Origin of the sequence: Chloracidobacterium validum, assembly GCF_018304825.1 — a bacterium.
Lineage (GTDB): Bacteria > Acidobacteriota > Blastocatellia > Chloracidobacteriales > Chloracidobacteriaceae > Chloracidobacterium > Chloracidobacterium validum.
Genome location: NZ_CP072648.1, coordinates 1,451,664 through 1,469,174 on the forward strand (window position 1 = coordinate 1,451,664; position 17,511 = coordinate 1,469,174).

At 57.7% G+C, this 17,511-nt stretch carries 11 protein-coding genes; 5 read left to right on the forward strand and 6 right to left on the reverse strand.

The features are described 5' to 3' along the window. Nucleotides 1-102: 102 nt before the first annotated feature. A complete protein-coding gene (locus J8C06_RS06050) occupies nucleotides 103-3,078 on the reverse strand; it encodes a TonB-dependent receptor (protein WP_211427833.1) in 2,976 nt (991 codons plus the stop codon). Nucleotides 3,079-3,132: 54 nt separating this feature from the next. Between J8C06_RS06050 and J8C06_RS06055 the strand changes: the two genes are divergently transcribed. The 4 genes from J8C06_RS06055 to J8C06_RS06070 all read left to right on the forward strand — a co-directional run bounded on the left by J8C06_RS06055 (nucleotide 3,133) and on the right by J8C06_RS06070 (nucleotide 8,167). Further along, on the forward strand, nucleotides 3,133-4,179 hold the full coding sequence (locus J8C06_RS06055) for a hypothetical protein (protein ID WP_211427834.1): 1,047 nt from the start codon (nucleotides 3,133-3,135) through the stop codon (nucleotides 4,177-4,179). Between the two features lie 37 nt (nucleotides 4,180-4,216). Continuing rightward, nucleotides 4,217-4,738, forward strand: a complete 522-nt coding sequence (locus J8C06_RS06060; protein ID WP_211427835.1) for a hypothetical protein — start codon at nucleotides 4,217-4,219, stop codon at nucleotides 4,736-4,738. A 269-nt stretch (nucleotides 4,739-5,007) separates the two neighbouring features. Continuing rightward, nucleotides 5,008-5,922, forward strand: coding sequence for a Uma2 family endonuclease (locus J8C06_RS06065; protein ID WP_211427836.1), 915 nt, complete (start codon nucleotides 5,008-5,010; stop codon nucleotides 5,920-5,922). Between the two features lie 334 nt (nucleotides 5,923-6,256). Then, nucleotides 6,257-8,167: a WD40 repeat domain-containing serine/threonine protein kinase gene (locus J8C06_RS06070; RefSeq protein ID WP_211427837.1), complete on the forward strand. Its 1,911-nt coding sequence runs from the start codon at nucleotides 6,257-6,259 to the stop codon at nucleotides 8,165-8,167. An 82-nt stretch (nucleotides 8,168-8,249) separates the two neighbouring features. Here J8C06_RS06070 and J8C06_RS06075 read toward each other — a convergent pair whose 3' ends face one another. Next, nucleotides 8,250-10,358, reverse strand: coding sequence for a molybdopterin-containing oxidoreductase family protein (locus tag J8C06_RS06075; RefSeq protein ID WP_211427838.1), 2,109 nt, complete (start codon nucleotides 10,356-10,358; stop codon nucleotides 8,250-8,252). Nucleotides 10,359-10,484: 126 nt separating this feature from the next. On the opposite strand from J8C06_RS06075, the gene J8C06_RS06080 reads away from it, so the two are divergent. Then, a complete protein-coding gene (locus J8C06_RS06080) occupies nucleotides 10,485-11,168 on the forward strand; it encodes a tetratricopeptide repeat protein (RefSeq protein ID WP_211427839.1) in 684 nt (227 codons plus the stop codon). Between the two features lie 2 nt (nucleotides 11,169-11,170). Here the strand turns inward: J8C06_RS06080 and J8C06_RS06085 are convergent, their stop codons facing one another. From J8C06_RS06085 to J8C06_RS06100, 4 genes are all read right to left on the reverse strand, one after another. Then, nucleotides 11,171-12,694 (reverse strand): response regulator, encoded by a 1,524-nt coding sequence (locus J8C06_RS06085; protein WP_211427840.1) that lies wholly within the window; start codon nucleotides 12,692-12,694, stop codon nucleotides 11,171-11,173. Between the two features lie 157 nt (nucleotides 12,695-12,851). Next, the gene (locus J8C06_RS06090; RefSeq protein WP_211427841.1) at nucleotides 12,852-14,366 is read right to left on the reverse strand and encodes a DUF4388 domain-containing protein; all 1,515 of its coding nucleotides are present in this window, start codon (nucleotides 14,364-14,366) and stop codon (nucleotides 12,852-12,854) included. 76 nt (nucleotides 14,367-14,442) lie between these two features. Next, nucleotides 14,443-16,158: an SUMF1/EgtB/PvdO family nonheme iron enzyme gene (locus J8C06_RS06095; RefSeq protein ID WP_211427842.1), complete on the reverse strand. Its 1,716-nt coding sequence runs from the start codon at nucleotides 16,156-16,158 to the stop codon at nucleotides 14,443-14,445. A gap of 191 nt (nucleotides 16,159-16,349) precedes the next feature. After that, nucleotides 16,350-17,453: a peptidyl-prolyl cis-trans isomerase gene (locus J8C06_RS06100; protein ID WP_211427843.1), complete on the reverse strand. Its 1,104-nt coding sequence runs from the start codon at nucleotides 17,451-17,453 to the stop codon at nucleotides 16,350-16,352. Between the last annotated feature and the right edge of the window lie 58 nt (nucleotides 17,454-17,511).

The following is a 17,511-nucleotide window of genomic DNA, read 5'->3' on the forward strand; positions in this document are numbered from 1 at the left end:
CGGGGCCAATTCACTCACCATGCCCAGTGCCTTGAAGCCAGTGCGGTGGAGGTGAGGGACTCCACCGCGCGGCATCCATCTTCCTTGAGTAAACAATGACGTTTAGAACGTAAAACGCACGCCGAGTTGCACCTGCCGCGGGCCGCCAAATCGCGCGGTTGAAGGCGCGCTGAATGGCAAGAACCCGGCCGGGTTGAGTGCCGCCGTCGAAAGCGTGCCATTGGCAAGTGGACGGGGGCCTTCGACGACGGCAATGGCGTCAACGTCGTAGTTTTTGTTGGTATTGCGCGTCACGTTGAAAAACTCGGCCAGGAAGTCGAGACGTTTGGTTTCACCAAAACGAAAACCTTTCACCACGCGCAGGTCGAGATTGAAGAAGTTTGGCTGGCGAAAACTATTCCGCCCCACAACCACCCCGTTGATGATAGCCCGGTCGTTGTCGTTGCCGTCATTGTTGACATCGTCGCCAATAATGGCCGTGTAGGGTAAACCAGACCGCGCCACGATAATCGCGCTTACGATGAAACCGTAGGGTAAGTCCACCAACCCACTGAGGTTGAAGTTGTGGCGGATGTCCTGCTTGGACAGCCCGCGTTCCAACTTGAGGTTGAAAGGATTGATGGCGAACTCTTGATTGAAATTGCGCTCGTTTGAGTCATCGTCCATGGTCCGGGAAAAGGTGTAGTTGGCTGTGAGCTGAAAGCGGTTGGCGTAGCGCCGGGTGACGGTCAGCGTTCCACCGTTGTAGCTCGAATGCGCGGATGACTCGTTGATGAGAATGGGTCCGTAGTTGCGTCCGTTCAACACCTGAATCGGACGGAAGGCGGTATTGAAAAAGACATAGCCGGAGTTGCCCACGACGATGTGGCCGGGGCTGCCCGGAGCTGGTAAGTTCCGGTTGACGCGGCGCTGCAAATCCCAGGTCGAGTTGCGGATGAAGCCGACTGTCACGGCCCAGTTCTTCGACAGTTGGCGCTCAATCGTCAGCGAAGCCTGGAAGGAACGCGGATTTTGGAAGTCCCGCGCAAAGCCGTAGATGCGCTGCGGAAAGTCAATCGGCGCAAAGCCGGCCGGGAGCGTGGGCAAGGCGCGTGGAAACGATGGGAAGATAGCTGCCAACAAGGCGTTGCGCCGCGCTCCAGATGGAATGTTGTTGGTATCAATGGCCAGGTTCACAATGCCGTTTTCCGTATTGACGCGCTGAAAAAGCGTTGCCGGGGTACGCGCAGTGAAGAGTCCGGCCGAAGCGCGCACCACAGTCTTCTTGTCGCCGTTCACATTCCACGCTAGCCCCAGGCGTGGCTGCCACTGCTCCAAGTCATTGGGAATCTCTTGCGTTTCGGGTATATCTGGGTTGGGCGAAATCGGTTGCGGATTGAACTGCCCTTCCCAGCGGAGACCCAAGGTGATGGTCAGCGTCGGTAGCACTCGAATCTTGTCAGTGATAAAGGCCGAAATCTCTTGCTGGACGCCACGAAAGGTGGCCGGTTCCTGCGGTGTTCCCGGCAGAAAGCCGCGATAACGATTGATGGTGTTCACCCCCGTCAGCGCGCGGGTGTAGTTGAGCAAGGCGCTCCCGCCTGTGAAGCCATACCGACCCTGGATCGCGGCGGCTCGTTGCTGCTGGACACGGTTGAAGTTCAAATCAAAACCGAAGCGCAACTGGTGACGCCCACCCGTAAAGCTGACGTTGTCGGAGAGCTGGAAACGGCGCGTACGGAAGGTGCGTGGACGACCGTTGTCGCCGCCCACTGTGCCAACGCCAGAAATGTCAATCTGTGAGTCAAGTGAGTTCGGCACCTCATCGCGGTCGTCCCCGGCAATCTGCCCGCGCAGCTCATTCACGAAGCGATCCGTCACGACCGTCACTAAGCTGGTCTTGAAGCCATGGCTGCGGTTTTGGCGGGAATAGTTGACTGATTCTGCCGCCGTTTGACGCGCATTTTCAAAGTTGAAGTTATCGCCGCGCAGCCGGGTGTAATTGTACTGCGTGTTGAGGGTATTGCGACCGTTGAGAATATAATCGCCGCGCACAAACAACGCCGTCGGATTATTCGTGCCGCGCTTTTCGCCTTCGAGGTCGCGCAAGACCTGGGGCAGGGTTTGTCCGGTCGGAACGTTGAAGCTCACGACAAACGGGACGCGCAGAAAGTTTTGTTCGATAGCGGCAAAGAAAAAGACCCGGTCACGCTTGATGGGGCCGCCGATGCTTCCGCCAAACTGGTTTTGAAGATTGTCCAGATCGCGCCCAAAGGCATCCGGTGACGTGAGAAAGCGATTGCGATTGAAGTAAAAGGCCTCCCCGTGAAACTCATTGGTGCCACTCTTGGTGACGACATTGAGAAAGCCGGCATTGGTGCGTCCGATCTCAGCACTGGCGCCGGCGCGGACAACTTGAAACTCACGGACGGCCGATTGTGGAAAGAAGAAAACGGCTTCATTGCCGCCGCGCTGATTGCCCTGGAGTGGGTCGTTGAAGTCAGCGCCATCGACCGCCACGTTGGAGTTGATCGAGCGTTGACCGGCCACGACCAGCCCACTTCGATCCTGCTCTTGCATCACACCGGGCTGGAGTTGGAAAAATTCAGCAAAGTTACGTCCACGCACCGGCAGTTCCCGAATCGCCCGTTCGCTGATATTGAGACCGGACGCCGACTCTTGAACGTCCACAATGCCTTGGTCGGCCGTAACTTCAATCACTTCGTTGATCCCTTCGGTTTCAAGGGTCAAATCCACCCGTTCGGTGTTGCCAACCGTCAACTTGACCAGTTGCCGTCCTGGCTGACTACCTGATAAAACAGCTTCGATTTCGTATAGGCCAACGGGAAGCACTCCGGCGGCATAGCGCCCGTTGGCGTCTGTGGTCACAGTTCGGATGTAACCAGTTTCTTTACTCTTGATGGTAATGGTGGCCCCGGCGACGGCCGCACCGGACTGCGCCGTGACAACCCCCTCGATGCCAGCATTGCCAGACTCAGACTGGGCGCTGACAACCAAAAATCCATTCAGGAGCATCCCAATCAGCCAGAGGCATTTGGGCACGCACAAACCCCGGGATGAACGCTTGAGAAACCACATAGGCGTTCCTTTCATATTTTAGTTTACCAATAAGCCAAGGAACAAAGCACCTATATGAGACCAAAGCCTTACACCCATGTAACATCCATCTTAAGAACACTGCTCGACGCCCTAACGATGGACAAGCTTGCGCTGGGCATCCTGATCTTTGGGCTACTTTCGGGGCTTCCAGTCTGGGCGCAAGGTACCCTGCCTGAACCTGCTGCGCCAAACGACATCAAGCCACTTCACATCCGATGGTCTCCCAGCGACACATCTTCATCTCCATCCGAGGACACGCCACCGGATTCCTTGCTCAACCGCTCATTCATCCAACCGGCACGCCTTGTCATCCGCCCAGCCGATGCCTCGGCTTGGGGTGAGCGGGCATGGTTACCGCCCTCGAATCGTGTCAACCCAGCGCCGGTTGCCGGTTCAGACGCCAAGGCAACAGACGACCAGGAAGCTTCGTCACAGGGCGATAGCTCGCCATCACAGCGTTTTCAGTGGGGTGAGGCCTTGCGCCAATCAGCACTTTTCAACAGCTTGCAACACGCACTCCGGTTCGCCACCGAGGATGGCACGCGCAAGGAAATCAAGGGTCCGTTTTTCCGCGATTGGTTCCAGTCCGTTCGCAACTTGCGCGGCTGGCGGGATGGCGACCCTTTCCTCGTCAACTATATCGGGCACCCAATCATGGGTGCGGCGTCCGGCTACATTCAGATTCAAAATGATCCACGTGGTCGCTACCTAGAGTTTGAACCAACCAAGAAAGCTTATTGGAAGAGCCGGATGAAAGCGATGGCTTGGTCGGCGGCCTACAGTACGCAGTTTGAATTGGGTCCTATCAGCGAAGCCTCGCTCGGCAACGTAGGGCGCACGCCCCGCCCCGATGGCAAAAGTCCAATGTCTTACGTGGATTTGGTCATCACACCCACAGTTGGGACGCTGTGGCTGATTGGGGAAGATGCACTGGACAAGCACCTTATCCAACGCTTTGAAAACCGCGTTCGGAACCGGTTCTGGCGCGGGATGGTACGTAGCTTTCTCAACCCTGGACGCAGCATTGCCAACGCGATGCGGTTCAAAGGTCCGTGGTACCGCGACCGCCGCCCGCTTTAGCGAAAAACACTTAGGCGGAAGAATCAACGATAAGACCATGCCCAAAACTCGACGATACGCCAGGATACTCGTTAGTTTGGCCGCGCTGGGCTGGCTATGGGGACTCGTTCCAACCCCAATAGTTGCCCAAGACCTGCCCCAAGCTCGCTTCCAGACCTACACTAACACGCGCTTCGGCTACCACATCCTTTACCCGGCAGATTTCACGGCGCAGGGTGAATCTGACAATGGGGATGGCCAAGCGTTCACAAACTCAGATGGCGCGGTCCTAAGCGTCTGGGGCGGGTACAACGTGCTGGGAGAGAAACCCGCTGAAGCCTTACGCAGGGAACTCCAACGCTGTGCCCAAAGTCGGCGGCAGATTACTTACCGGCGTACCGGCAAAACGTTCTTGGTCATATCGGGGTATGAAGCCGATGGACAGCAGATTTTTTACCTCAAAAAACTGATGCGCTCGGATGTCCAAATCGGCTTTGAGTTGGTTTATCCGATTGCACACCGCGCCCGTTATGACCGGGAAGTGGTCACGATAGCTAATTCACTCCGATTACATTCCTGAAACTGAAGCTAACGACCTATTCGCGCACATTTGAAGAGCCCCGAAGTTGACATGGGCACAGTTGACATAGGCACTTAGCATGCTTTCACGGCTTAGTGCTCAGCCTTGAGTTTTCAACATTGGCTTACCGAGTACCAAAAACTCGGTGCTTTGCGCTCCACCTGTTTTTTTATTTCTTCCGCCTTGCGGCCAGTTGGTTGTCTCCGGCACACTGGTTTGCGCTGGCGTTCGCGCCCAAGTCGTTGCTCGTTTTGGGAGGACTCCGCCCGATGTCCGCACCCGTTGCCCTTGCCCCACCCCACCGATTGACCGTCGAGGCATTCCTTGACTACGGTGAGCCAGACCGCCGCTACGAGCTGGTCCGAGGGATTCCGGTCGAGATGCCCCCGCCCGCCGAACGTCATCAAGTCATCATTGCTGCCTTGTTCCACCTGTTTTGTCGCGCCATTGCCGAGCGCGGGCTGCCCTACGAAGTTCTCCAGCTTGGGTTGCAGACCGAAGTGGATACGGTGCGGATACCGGACGGGCTGGTGTATCGGAAGGCAGACGGACGGGGTGGGAGCGATGAGCGGCGGAGTGGGGTGGTGTGGCTGGAGGAAGAGACGGTGGTGGTGGCGGTGGAAGTGGTGAGCGCGAATCGGCGGGACGACTACGTGGTGAAGTTGGAGGAGTATGCGCGGCGTGGGATTGGGGAGTATGTGATTGTGGACGTGAAGCAGGGGCAGGTTGTGGTGCATCGGCATCCGGTGGTGGCGGATGGGGTGTATGGGGAGGTCAGGGTCTACCGGCGCGGGGAGGCGTTTGTGTTGGAGGGGTTGGGTGGGGCGGCGTTTGAGGTTGGGCCGCTTCTGGATGGGAAGACGGCGGGCGAGTTGGCGCGGGAGGACGTGGAGCGGTTGCGGGCGGAGGCGGCGGCCCGGCGCAACGCCGAAGTCCGCGCCGAAGCTGAGCGCCAGGCGAAACTCGATGCCGAAGCCCGCGCCGAAGCTGAACGCCGGGCGAAACTCGATGCTGAAGCCCGCGCTGAAGCCGAACGCCAAGCTAAAGAAGCCGAGCGTCAGGCGCGGCTTGAAGCTGAGGCTCGTGCCGAAGCCGAACGCCAAGCCCGCGCCCAACTCGAAGCCGAACTCGCCCGGCTGCGCGCCCAAGTCCAGGCATCGCCAGACGATACATCTACATCTTGAGAGCGTGTTTGAAAGGTCTCCAATGTGACCTAGGCAGGCCTGCCTGTGGTTCACTGGTTTCAACCAGTGTCGGTGCTTCGCGCTTGGAACAAAAGTAGCCCACAGCGGTGGCAGGTGGTTTGACCAGTAGCTCGGGATGGCTTTTTCACTTAGAGCCATCCCATCAGCCGCATCACGACTGGTCAGACCTGGCTTTTCAGACTCACTCCCCACCAGAATAAGGTTGAACTGAAAGCATCCATGCAACAATATCCCTGCAATAAACAACGCTAGACATGCGGCAAGTAGCTACCTATGCTGCCTGTACTGCTTTATTTCTCCTTCGGATGGCGCCATGCGATATTGCCCGATCTGTAAGCAGTGCTATGACGACACGGAACTGCGCTGTACGAAGGACGGACTCTATCTCGTTGAAGCTTTTCCAGGGACGCGCATCATTAGCGGCAAGTATCGTCTCGATGCGCTCATCGGCCAGGGTGGCATGGGGTCAGTCTATCGGGCAACCCACCTTGAACTCGACCGGACGATTGCGCTGAAGATTGTCCTACCAGACTTCGTTTCCAACAATGAAACCCTGGAACGCTTTCGCCAGGAAGCCCGCGCGGCGGCCCGGCTCAATCACCCAAGCGTCATCAGCGTGTATGACTTCGGCGTGTTGCCGACGGGGCAGGCCTACTTGGCCATGGAGTTACTCACCGGACACTCTCTGCGCGAGGAGCTTGAACGGCACACGACCTTGTCACCGCAGCGCGTGCTTACGATTCTGCGTCCGGTTTGTCAGGCCATTCACGCTGCCCATGAGGCTGGCGTCGTCCACCGTGACCTCAAGCCCGACAACATCATCCTGCTTGGCCCAAATGAGTCTGGGGAGGAAATCATCAAGGTCGTGGACTTCGGTATTGCCAAGCTCAAGGAACGAACCGGCACGGTCTCGAACCTGACCGAGCCAGGGCTGGTCATGGGGACGCCACATTACATGTCGCCGGAGCAGTGCCGCGGCGAGGAGCTAGACCGAACTTCGGATATTTACTCGCTTGGCGTCACGCTTTATGAGCTACTGGTCGGACACGTCCCCTTCGACGCGCCAACGCCTTCGGCCGTTATCATCCAGCACGCTGTTGACCCACCGCCCCTCCTGCGCCGGCTGCGACCAGACATACCGGAGGAGGTTGAGCGGGTCGTACTCAAGTCCCTCTCAAAAGCTCGTGAACGCCGACAGGCGACGGCGCTATCCCTCTACGCCGAATTCGAGCACGCTCTTCAGGAGGCCGAAGCCACCGCTGCGGCGCTCAATCTCACCAAGATCTCAGCCAGCTTTCCAACGCTTGATCTCTCGCAGCTCAAGGCGGCTGAACTGACGCTGGGAGCGACATTGACCGGACACGAGCATGTCGTCAAAAGCTTGGCCTACCACGGAACTGGCAACTGGCTGGCATCTGCCAGTGGGGACGGCACCATCCGCCTCTGGGATGTGACTACCAATCGTGAAATTGCCATTTTCAGCGGCCATGAGTACTCGGTAAACGCCGTGGCGATTACGCCAGACGGACTCCGCTTGGCAAGCGGTGGAGCAGATGGCACGGCGCGGCTCTGGACACTTCGGGATGCCGTCGAGATTGGCTCTCTGGGGCATCGCACCGCCGTGCGCGCCGTTTTGTTTGCCTCCAGTGGGCGCTGGCTCATCACAGCCTGTGATACGGAGGTCAAGATTTGGGATGCCCTACGACAGCGCCAGATTGCTTCCTTTCTCGGCCATGTCAAAACAATTGACGCGCTGGCACTTTCACCCGATGGACATACCCTCGCGTCCGGCGGAGTGGACGACACCATCTACTTGTGGGACCTCATTTCAAAGACGGAACAGGCCCTGCTGCGCCTGCCCGGACATGCTCCAACGTCATTGGTTTACCTGCCGACCCAAACCCTGATCTCCGGTGGGCGAGATGGGCGGCTATGCCTCTGGCAGCCGGATAAAGCCAATCCGGTTCGGATGATTGAAGCCCATACGGAGGCAATCCGCGCCCTGGCGGTATCGCCAAGCGGCGGCTGGCTAGCTTCAGCCGATTGGGATGGACGGATCAAACTCTGGACTACCGACGACCTTACCAATGTTGCTACGGTCGAGGCGCACGATGGAGCAGCCCAGTCACTTGCCTTTGCGCCAGACGGTCTGCGCTTGGCGTCAGGCGGCGCGGATGCCCTGGTTAAGCTTTGGCAACTCACCACCGGAACAATACCAAGTTAAACGCCCTAACGGTTGGCGAGCGGACAAAGCATAGCGCGCAGTGCAGTGTGTTAACCTCGTGCAGTCAATGTTTTTCAGGCACTCATGGGCAGCGTTCAAGCGGCTCGATGTCCACCAGAGCATCGTAAAACGTTGCGCCGGCGCCCAAGTCGGTAAGCGCCTGCCCAGTCACGGCATTGACGTTGCGCCCATCCGGGCTGAACTTTGCCCACCAAATGCCTGGGGCGTAAGCAACACCCGGACGGATTCGCTCAGACAGCCTGGCGCGCACTTGAAACTCCCCCCGGTCATTGAACACCCGCACCATCTGACCATCCAGAATGCCGCGTGGCAGGGCATCGGTCGGGTGCAGCTCAACGATGGGTTCTTTTTCAACTCGGCGGAGTGAGTCCTGATTGACAAATGTTGAGTTGAGAAAGTTGTGCGCTGGTGGCGAGATCAACGCCAGTGGGTAGATAGCGGCTCGCTCTGGATTGCTCAGTCGGTTCTCACGTGGCGGAAGATAGGTCGGCAGCGGGTCCAGCCCCTGCCGGGACAAGCTTTCCGAGTAGAACTCACACTTGCCTGAAGGTGTGAAAAACCCACCTTCCGCAAATGGCGCAAATGGTGTCGGGACATTCAGCCGCACGTGGCCTTCAGCGCGCAGCCGCTCGAAGGTTATGCCTTCCATCCACGGGTGACGCACATCCAGCACGGCCCGGATGAGTTGCTCATCGCTTTCATAAAGCGCCGGCTCTTCATACCCCATGGCTTGGGCAAGCAGCCGAAACACATCGGAATTCGACTTTGCCTCACCCAACGGAGCAATCGCCGGCTCGTTGAACATCAGCGACAGATGCCCATATGGCTTGACAATATCCATGTGCTCGAGCTGCGTGGTCGCCGGCAGCACGATGTCGGCGTAATCCGTCGTATCCGTAAAAAACTGTTCATGCACGACCGTGAACAGGTCTTCGCGCCGCAACCCGGCCAGTACTTGATTTTGATCGGGCGCAATGGCCGCTGGGTTTGAATTATAGACGTAAAGCCCCATCACTGGTGGATCGAATCCGGCTGGGCGACCCGCCTCATCCCGATTCGTCAACGCTTCGCCCAAGCGCGTCATGTTGATGGTGCGCGTCCCCGGCGGAATCCAGTCAGGTCGCTCCAGAGCGGCGTAGTTGAGCGGAAAAGTTCCCGAGGTTGAGAGCAAAATCCCACCGGCCGGATGTCGCCAGGCACCGACCAACGCCGGCAAGCAAGCAATAGCACGCACGGCCATGCCACCTCCGGCATGACGCTGTAATCCATAGTTGACACGGATGGCACTCGGCTGTGTCTGGGCATATTCACGCGCCAACCGAACGATTGCCGCCTCATCCAATCCGACAATGGGCGCCACGGTGGACGGAGCATAGGACTCCAGGCGCTCGCGCAGTGCATCGAAGCCAAGCGTGTAGCGGTCAACATAATCCGTGTCGTGCCATCCCGCGTCCACGATGACGCGCATCATTGCCAGCGCCAACGCGGCATCCGTGCCCGGTATGATGGCCAAGTGTTCATCCGAGGCAGCGGCCGTTCGGGTGCGGTACGGGTCAATCGTCACTACGCGCGCACCGCGCTTTTTGGCCTCCAGCACGTAGCGCCATAAGTGAACGTTTGAAGTTACTGGATTGCTTCCCCAAATGAGGATGAGCTTGGCTTCAGCAAAATGACGCGCCTCGATCCCAATGCTTGCGCCAATGGTCGCCTTGTAGCCGGCGGCCCCGGCCGTAGCGCAAATGGTTCGTGCCAACTGCGACGCTCCCAAGTAGTGAAAAAACCGCCGGTCCATCCCCTGCCCCTGAACCAGTCCCATGGTGCCGGCGTAGCTATACGGCAAAATACAGGTTGGACCGTAGCGCTCAATGAGCGTTTTCCAGCGGGAAGTGATGTCGGCAATCGCTTCATCCCAGGTGATCCGGGCAAATTTCGCCTCACCTTTCTGCCCGATGCGCCGCAGCGGATAGAGCACTCGGCGGGGGTCATACACCCGCTCAAGGTACTTTGACACTTTCGCGCACAAAAACCCGGCAGTGTCGGCATGTTCGGCACTGCCTTCTACCTTAATGGCGCGCCGCTCTGGCCCGTTGCCATCCACCGTCACGGCTATGGCACACGTATCCGGGCAATCGTGCGGACAAGCCGCGTGAATCACGTTCAAAGCTTTCATCTGGCTGCCTCTGCTCCACTTGCCACGCTCATCTCAGGAGAAAGTCCATACTCGGAGTGACGCAACTTCGCTATAGTTGGCTTATACTTTCGGAAACCAGTCATTTCGTCCAGCGTCGGAGTTGCCATGAAGCATAAAGCCGTCTTTTCAAAAGTGCGCAAACTTATCAATGAACGGGAACTGGCCGATGACAATCTCGACCAAGCCGAAGATACCTTGGCTGCCTTGTTGGAAAAAGATCGGCAGTGTGACTGGGCTTATGGACTTCTCGCCGAAATCTACTACTGGCGAGGAGAAACAGCCCCGGCCAGAGATAAGCTCGCCCTCTTCAAGCAGGGTGTCGAGTATGGGGAAGAGGCGACTGCCATCAACCCGAATGCCCTCGAAGGCAACTTCTGGCTGGCTGTCAACTACGGGATGTATGGCAACGAAAAAGGTATCTTGAAAAGCCTGTCACTCATCAAGCCAATTCAACGCTGTGCCGAGCGCGTCATTGAAATTGACGAGTCATACTTCTATGGCGGCCCCTGGCGGGTGCTGGGTCGCATCTATGACAAAGTGCCGGGCTGGCCGGTCTCAATTGGCGACAAACGCAAGGCCATCGAGTGCTTTGAAGCTGCCCTCGAATTCGGCCCGAAGTTTTATCTCAACCATATGTATATTGCCGAGTGTTATCTCTCACTGGGCGACAAGAAAAAAGCAAAACACCATATTCAGTGGATTCTGGACGCTCCACTTTCCAAGCACCATGAACGGGAGGACGAGGGTTACAAACGCGAAGCCAGTGCCCTGCTCAAGAAGCTTGGATAGTGCTACAGCTCGATGACCTGGCCGGGCACGAGCAGTTTCTGGGCAATGAGTTCTTGGACAAGTAGGAGGGTTTCCAGATCGTCACGCAGCTCATCACAGCACTGGTCAAGGGTCCGGGAGCCGTCGAAAAGCTGGCGGACGCGCTCGATGTTGGCGGCAAACTCCCCTTCCTGGGCGATTTGGTCAGCTACCTCCGGGGCCCGGTCAAAGGCATCGCCACAGATGAAGGTCTGGTCACGGGCGGGCAACTCAGCAATGATATGCTCGACTTCGTCAAACCGCCGAAAGGCTTCCATCAGCAACTGCTGCGGATTCAGGCTCATGACCGGCTCGCGGTTCACGGCAACCGAGCGGAAGGTGAAGTTGCCCGTTGTCCAACCCACCAAGCGAAAGAACGCCCGTTCAGCGCGTGCCGCCCCGTATTCCACATCCAGAATCGAACCGTCCCGAAAATACAGCTTGGCTTCTTCCGATTGGTGAGTCAGTAGTAGAAGCCCAGTCCGGCGGCCGGTTTCAAGCATCTGCACAACTTCCGGCAAACTGACCTGTGACAGCTTGCCCTGCAAATCCACCGGTGGACGCACTCGCTTCAACAAACGCTTGACACGGTGCCGCACCTCCATCGGTCGGAAGGGCTTTGACCAGTAATCCTCAACCCCCATGTCAAAGGCCGCCATGCGCTCGGCTTCGCTGTCGGCGGAGGAAAGGCACACAAAGGGAACGTGCATGTGGTCAGGCTGTGAGCGAAGCCACTCAAAAAGCTGGCTGCCATCCATTTCCGGCATGTTGAGGTCGCTGATGATGATTGCCGGTTGATGCGCCTTGATCAGGTCACAGGCAATCCGCCCATTAGCCGCCGTGAGAATCTGACATCCCAGCGCCCGTAAACTCGTCTCCAAAACATTCAGAATGCCCGGCTCGTCATCCACAATCAGTATGGTCAGCTCTGGGAAATACTCATCTGGATCACGAACCGTGGCCTGTTTGCGCTGCCAAGTTCCAGAGACTGACCCAACCGTGGCAATGTTGTCAGCTTCGAGTCCCACCAGAAGCTTTATTTCGCGCCGATAGAGAATGTCTTTTTGTCCAAGCTCGGGCATCGCATTGACAAAATCAACGGCCCGCGCTGAATCGCCCAGTTCCATCAGGTGTTCAACAATCTGCCTTGCGCGTCCAAACGCTTCCTCATACCGGCGTAGGCGGTAGTTGATGTCAAAGAGCTTGCGCCAAACGTCGAGGCGCATTTCGCCCGAAGCAATCCGCTCGGCTTTGCGATAACACAGCAGGGCCTGCTCGAAGTCCTGCCGGTCGAGATACACCGCGGCGGAGCGACACATGGCTTCGCAAGCCTTGTGTGGCTCACCGCGCTCTTGATAGAGCAAGCTCAGTTCCTGGAGCGCCGCCAAGTTGCGTGGTTCATTCATCAACTCGCGCTCATGACGCTCGATGACGCTATTGAGCTTGGCGCTGTCAAGCAAGTTGGCAACCTGGGTTCGAGCATTGAGAATACGATCAAATAATCCCATGGCCGGTCGTCACTGCGTGCCAGTCCAGAACGCGCCGCCGGAGCGGACTGGACTGGAAGGCGAAGCTCCCTTCATCAAGCATTTGGAGGGTGTCCCCAACATAGCATGCCCTGGCTCCCCTCAAAATAGCCTCACCTCAGGGCAAGGCTCGCCAGCACTACGGACGGACCGGCACGAGCAATCCACGGTCAATCAGTCCACGCACCAGAAGTAGTGTTTCAAGGTCGTCGCGCAAGCTGCGGCAGCAGGCTTCCAGCGTTTGGGTGCCGTCAAAGAGTCGGCGGATGGCTTCTAGGCTGGCAACGAACTCCCCGCCCTGCGCCAACTGTTCGGCGACCTCTGGAGCTTGTGTAAAATTAGACCCGCAGATAAACCGCTCGTCCTTGTGCGGCATCTCGGCCAACAGGCGTTCCACCTCGTCGAACCGCCGAAAGGCTTCCATCAATAGCGCCTGTGGCGAAAGCTGAATGACTTTCTCACGAAACATGGGCATGGCACAAAAGGCAAAATCACCACTGGTCCAACCCACGATATGAAACACGGCCCGCTCCCCGGAACGTGGCCCGACTTCCGCGTTGAGAATCAAGCCATCCCGAAAATACAGGTACGCTTGTTCCGTGTCGGACTCGATGGTGAGCAAGCCGGTCCGGCGTCCAGATTCCAGAATCTGCACAATCTCAGCCAAGTTGACTTGTGACAGCTTGCCCTGGAAATCCACCGGCCGCCGAATCCGCCGCAGCAAATGCTTGACGCGATAGCGAATCTCAGTGGGATGAAAAGGTTTCGTCCAGTAGTCCTCCACGCCCATTTCAAAGGCCGCCACCCGTTCAACCTCAGAACCAACCGCCGACAGGCACACAAAGGGCACGCGGGCAAACTCAGGCTGCGACCTGACCCACTCAAAAAACTGACTGCCATCCATACCCGGCATGGCGAGGTCGCTGATGATGAGCGATGGTGTGTATTTCTTGACCTTTTCGCAAGCAACGTGGCCGTTGGAAGCCGTGATGATGCGCGCCCCCAACGTCCGCAGGGACGCTTCAAGAATGCTGAGTAACTCTGGCTCATCATCTACAATCAAAATGGTTTGTCCAGGAAAGTATTCATCTGCGCTGCGTACCGTCGCTGTCGCCCGACGCCAGGTTCCAGCGGCCGGTTCACTGCTCCCGGACTGCCGGGGAACAACCCCTGCCAATCCCTCCAAATACTGCCGATACTCGGTGTCTTTCGCGCCCAAGTCGGGCAAGGTGGTGAGGAAGTTGGTTGCCCGCTTGACAGCCCCGCGTTCAACCAGGGTTTCGACGATTTGCTTGGCACGCTCGAAAGCCTCGTCGTAGCGACGCAGCTTGTAGCTCAACGTGAAAAGCTTATGCCAGAGGTCAAGCCGCAAGTCGCCTGCGGCAAAACGCTCGGCCTTGCGATAGTTCATCAGTGCCTGCTCAGTTTGCCCCTGTGCCGTGGCAATCTCTCCAGCCTGACAAAAAATGCTGCACGCCTTTTGGTTTTGCCCCTGTTCTTGGTAAAGCCGCCCTAGCTCTTGCAAGGTCGGGAGATGGTTGGGATCGCTTTGCAGGATTCGCTCACACTGTTCAACGGCGGCCCCCAGAATCGTGGCATCCTGAACATTGGATACCTGCTCACGAGTGCTTCGGATTTGGTCAAACAAGCCCATACTTGCTCAAGTGACTTGAAACATGCGGAGATAAATCGTCCAACGGGGGCGTGATGGCCAATCTTGAGCGCCATCGTCAGTGGCGCGCCCGAACGACTCGAAACCCACCGTTGAACCAGTAGTTCAAGGTCGGATCAAAACGAAACCGCGAGGTTGTCCGACACGGAACGGTACTAAAATACCATGAACAACCGCGCAGCACCTTGTGCGTTCCGCGGGGCAGTCCCTTCGGGTTGGTTTGCGGCTCGGTCGGGTAAGGTCCATACCAATCGGCGCACCACTCCCACACATTGCCCATGAGGTCATAGATGCCCAGCGCATTCGGGACGCTGGTGCCGACTTCATGCGGAGCACCCCCACTATTGTAGCTATCCCAGCCAATCGGGCTATCGCGGGCCACATATTCCCATTCGGCTTCGGTGGGAAGGCGGTACAAATCACCAGTCTGCTCGCTCAACCACACACAATAGGCATTGGCGTCGTCCCAACTGACCCGAACGACCGGATGGGTTGGGTAATCCAGAAAGTAGTTGCGCAACTTGGCAAAGTTTGGCTCTTCTGGGTAGGGGCGGCGAGTGGCATCGCAAAAGGCCTTGTACTGGGCGTTGGTCACCTCGTACTTACCAATCTCAAAGTCGGACAAGGTGACCCGCCGCACCGGCTGCTCATCCGGCTGCCCATCCAGGCTGCCCATCTCAAATGTGCCGCCCTTAACGGCCACGAGCGGCGGACGGGCAGCGCTGATGTCGTCTGGCGCCACCGTCGGGACAAGCTTGGGACGATTCGCCATTTCGGCCTCCCGCCGGATGGCCTCGATATTGGGACGGGTCGCCGCGCCCTGCCCCCCGCCCAGGAAAAACTTCTCAACGATGCGGTAGGTCACGAGGCTCACGACCAGCAGCAGCAAACCGCTTACGCCAGCTAAAAAAAACCGAAATCCCTTGCCAGTCGGGCGCTCGCCGGTGCCACTCAAGTCAGCAAATGCCTGGGCCAAGCCCTCCACCAAGGTGGATGGTGCAGATGGGGTGGGGGCGTCAGCTTTCAGCGTGGCTTCATTCATGACAAAACCGGTCCGCTCAGAGACCACAGGCAAGGCCCGCCTTGCCAGCGTCACCTTGGCTTCACGCCGCGCCGGCGGCTCGTTCCCAGACGGAGCAGCAGGTTCGGCTGACGACGCCGGTAGTGACAACGACGGCCTTGCCGCAGGGGCTTCGATGTCAGGTTTTGTTTCAGCTTGGGCATCGAGCAGTTCTAGCAGCTCACCAATCCGTTTTGCTTGGCTTTGCGCATCACGGGCTGTTGCCTTGGCCACGAGACGCGCAATCTCAAGCGAGACGGCAGGATGCGCAGTACGTGGGTCAGGCACCGGTGGCAAGTCTGAAGCTTCATCGAAATCAGTGCGAAAGTTATAGGTCGAACGACGCTCCGGCGCAGGTTGTCCAGTCGCCAAGTGATACAAAATCGCGCCAAGTTGGTGAATATCGCGGCGGATGCCTCGTTCGACTTCATCCGGTGTCGGCGATGTTGCCGCCAAGCGCGACTGCGGGATGCCACAATCCAGAACCCGGAGTGGTTGCTCGTTGCTCAAAATGATGTTTTCGACACGCAACTCGCTTCCATAAAAAGCAAACTGCTCATGCATGCCATTGACGACCTTGGCAATACCAAGAAATAGGGCAAGCGTATCCTGGGTTGGTAATGGCCCGCCGTATTCCCTGAGGTAATCACCAAGTTTTTTGTTCATAGCTGAGGTATCGAGCGTGGCCGGAGGTGGGTCAAGCGCAGTAGGCATAAGTAGCTCAACAGAGGGGAAGCTTTGGGGAGGACGTACTTCCAATCTACGCCCCAAGCCGAACGTACTCAAGCATACATATCTCCTCGGGGTGTTGGGTCGCGCCCGGCCAAATTCTCGCTCAAATGCCCAGCCATCCGATGCCGGGGCGAAACGTATCGGGCGCGCGACACTTACACTTGACGGACGCTTCAACTGTCCTTCCGTGGTTGGGCTGACGGCTCACTTTCGTCAGCCTTTTCAGCTTCAACGAGCACGTTGCGGTAGGGATCGGCAAGACGGATGAGCGCCTTGGCGCGCAGATCGCGCAAATACGCCTTGATTTTGGCATCGGCGCGCTGCTGCGCGATCATTCGCTTGACCAGTTCACGGACTTCTGAAAAAGGCTTGACCTGTGGCGGCCGGCGCGCGTCGAGCCGCAGGATTTGATAGGCCTTCTCCAGCTTCAAGATGGGTGTCATCTCACCAGGCTTGAGCTTGTCGAGTTCCGCCTTGAACTCCTCGGCTAACTGATCATCTTTATAGGGTGGAAGCTTACCGCCGGTTGCCCGCGAAGCGCGCTTTTCATCCGAGAAGGCTTGCGCCACATCTGCAAAGGGCTTACCGGCCTTGAGTTCGCTGTAGGCCTGTCGCGCCCGCGCTTCAGCCGCCGCCTGTAGCTCTGGCGTGAAAGCAATGTAGATTTCACTGATTTCAATCTCTCCCGCTTCGGTGAAATCCGTAGCGTGCGCGCGGTAATACTCCTCGGCCTCACGATTGGTGATTTGCTCAACCAACACGCTGTACACATCTTGCCCATACACCGCCTGCCGCATGAACTGGCCACGGTAGCTCGAGCGAATATCCTCCATGGTCAATCCCTGACGCTCCATAGCGGCGCGGCAAGCGTCGAGGTTTTCGAGGTTGTTTTGCTTGCAGAGTTCGAGAATCGTGGCGTTGATCTGGGCCTCGATCTCCGGCATCACGCCCATTTCTTCGGCGCGCTGTGCAATGAGGCGCTCGTCAATCAAGCTGACGAGCAGACGCGGCTGCAACCGCGCAAAGACTTCTTCTTGCTTGGCAGGGTCATTTGGGAATTGTTCCTGAAGATCACGCCGCAGGGCATTTTCAGCGCGGCGCAGCATCGAACGGGTGATCAGTTCCTTGTTGACGCTGGCGAGCGTTTCATCTATGACGACGGCTTCCTGGGCAAACACCAACACCGCCTGGTTGATGGCCGGCCCAGGAAAAAAACTCACACCGACCAACAACGTGACACTTGCGGTCAAACCCCGCAGGAGCGATAGGACCTTCACACGCAAAGCTCCAATATCAAAAAATGTTTTGGCGCAACTGCACCCAGCAGATAGGCGT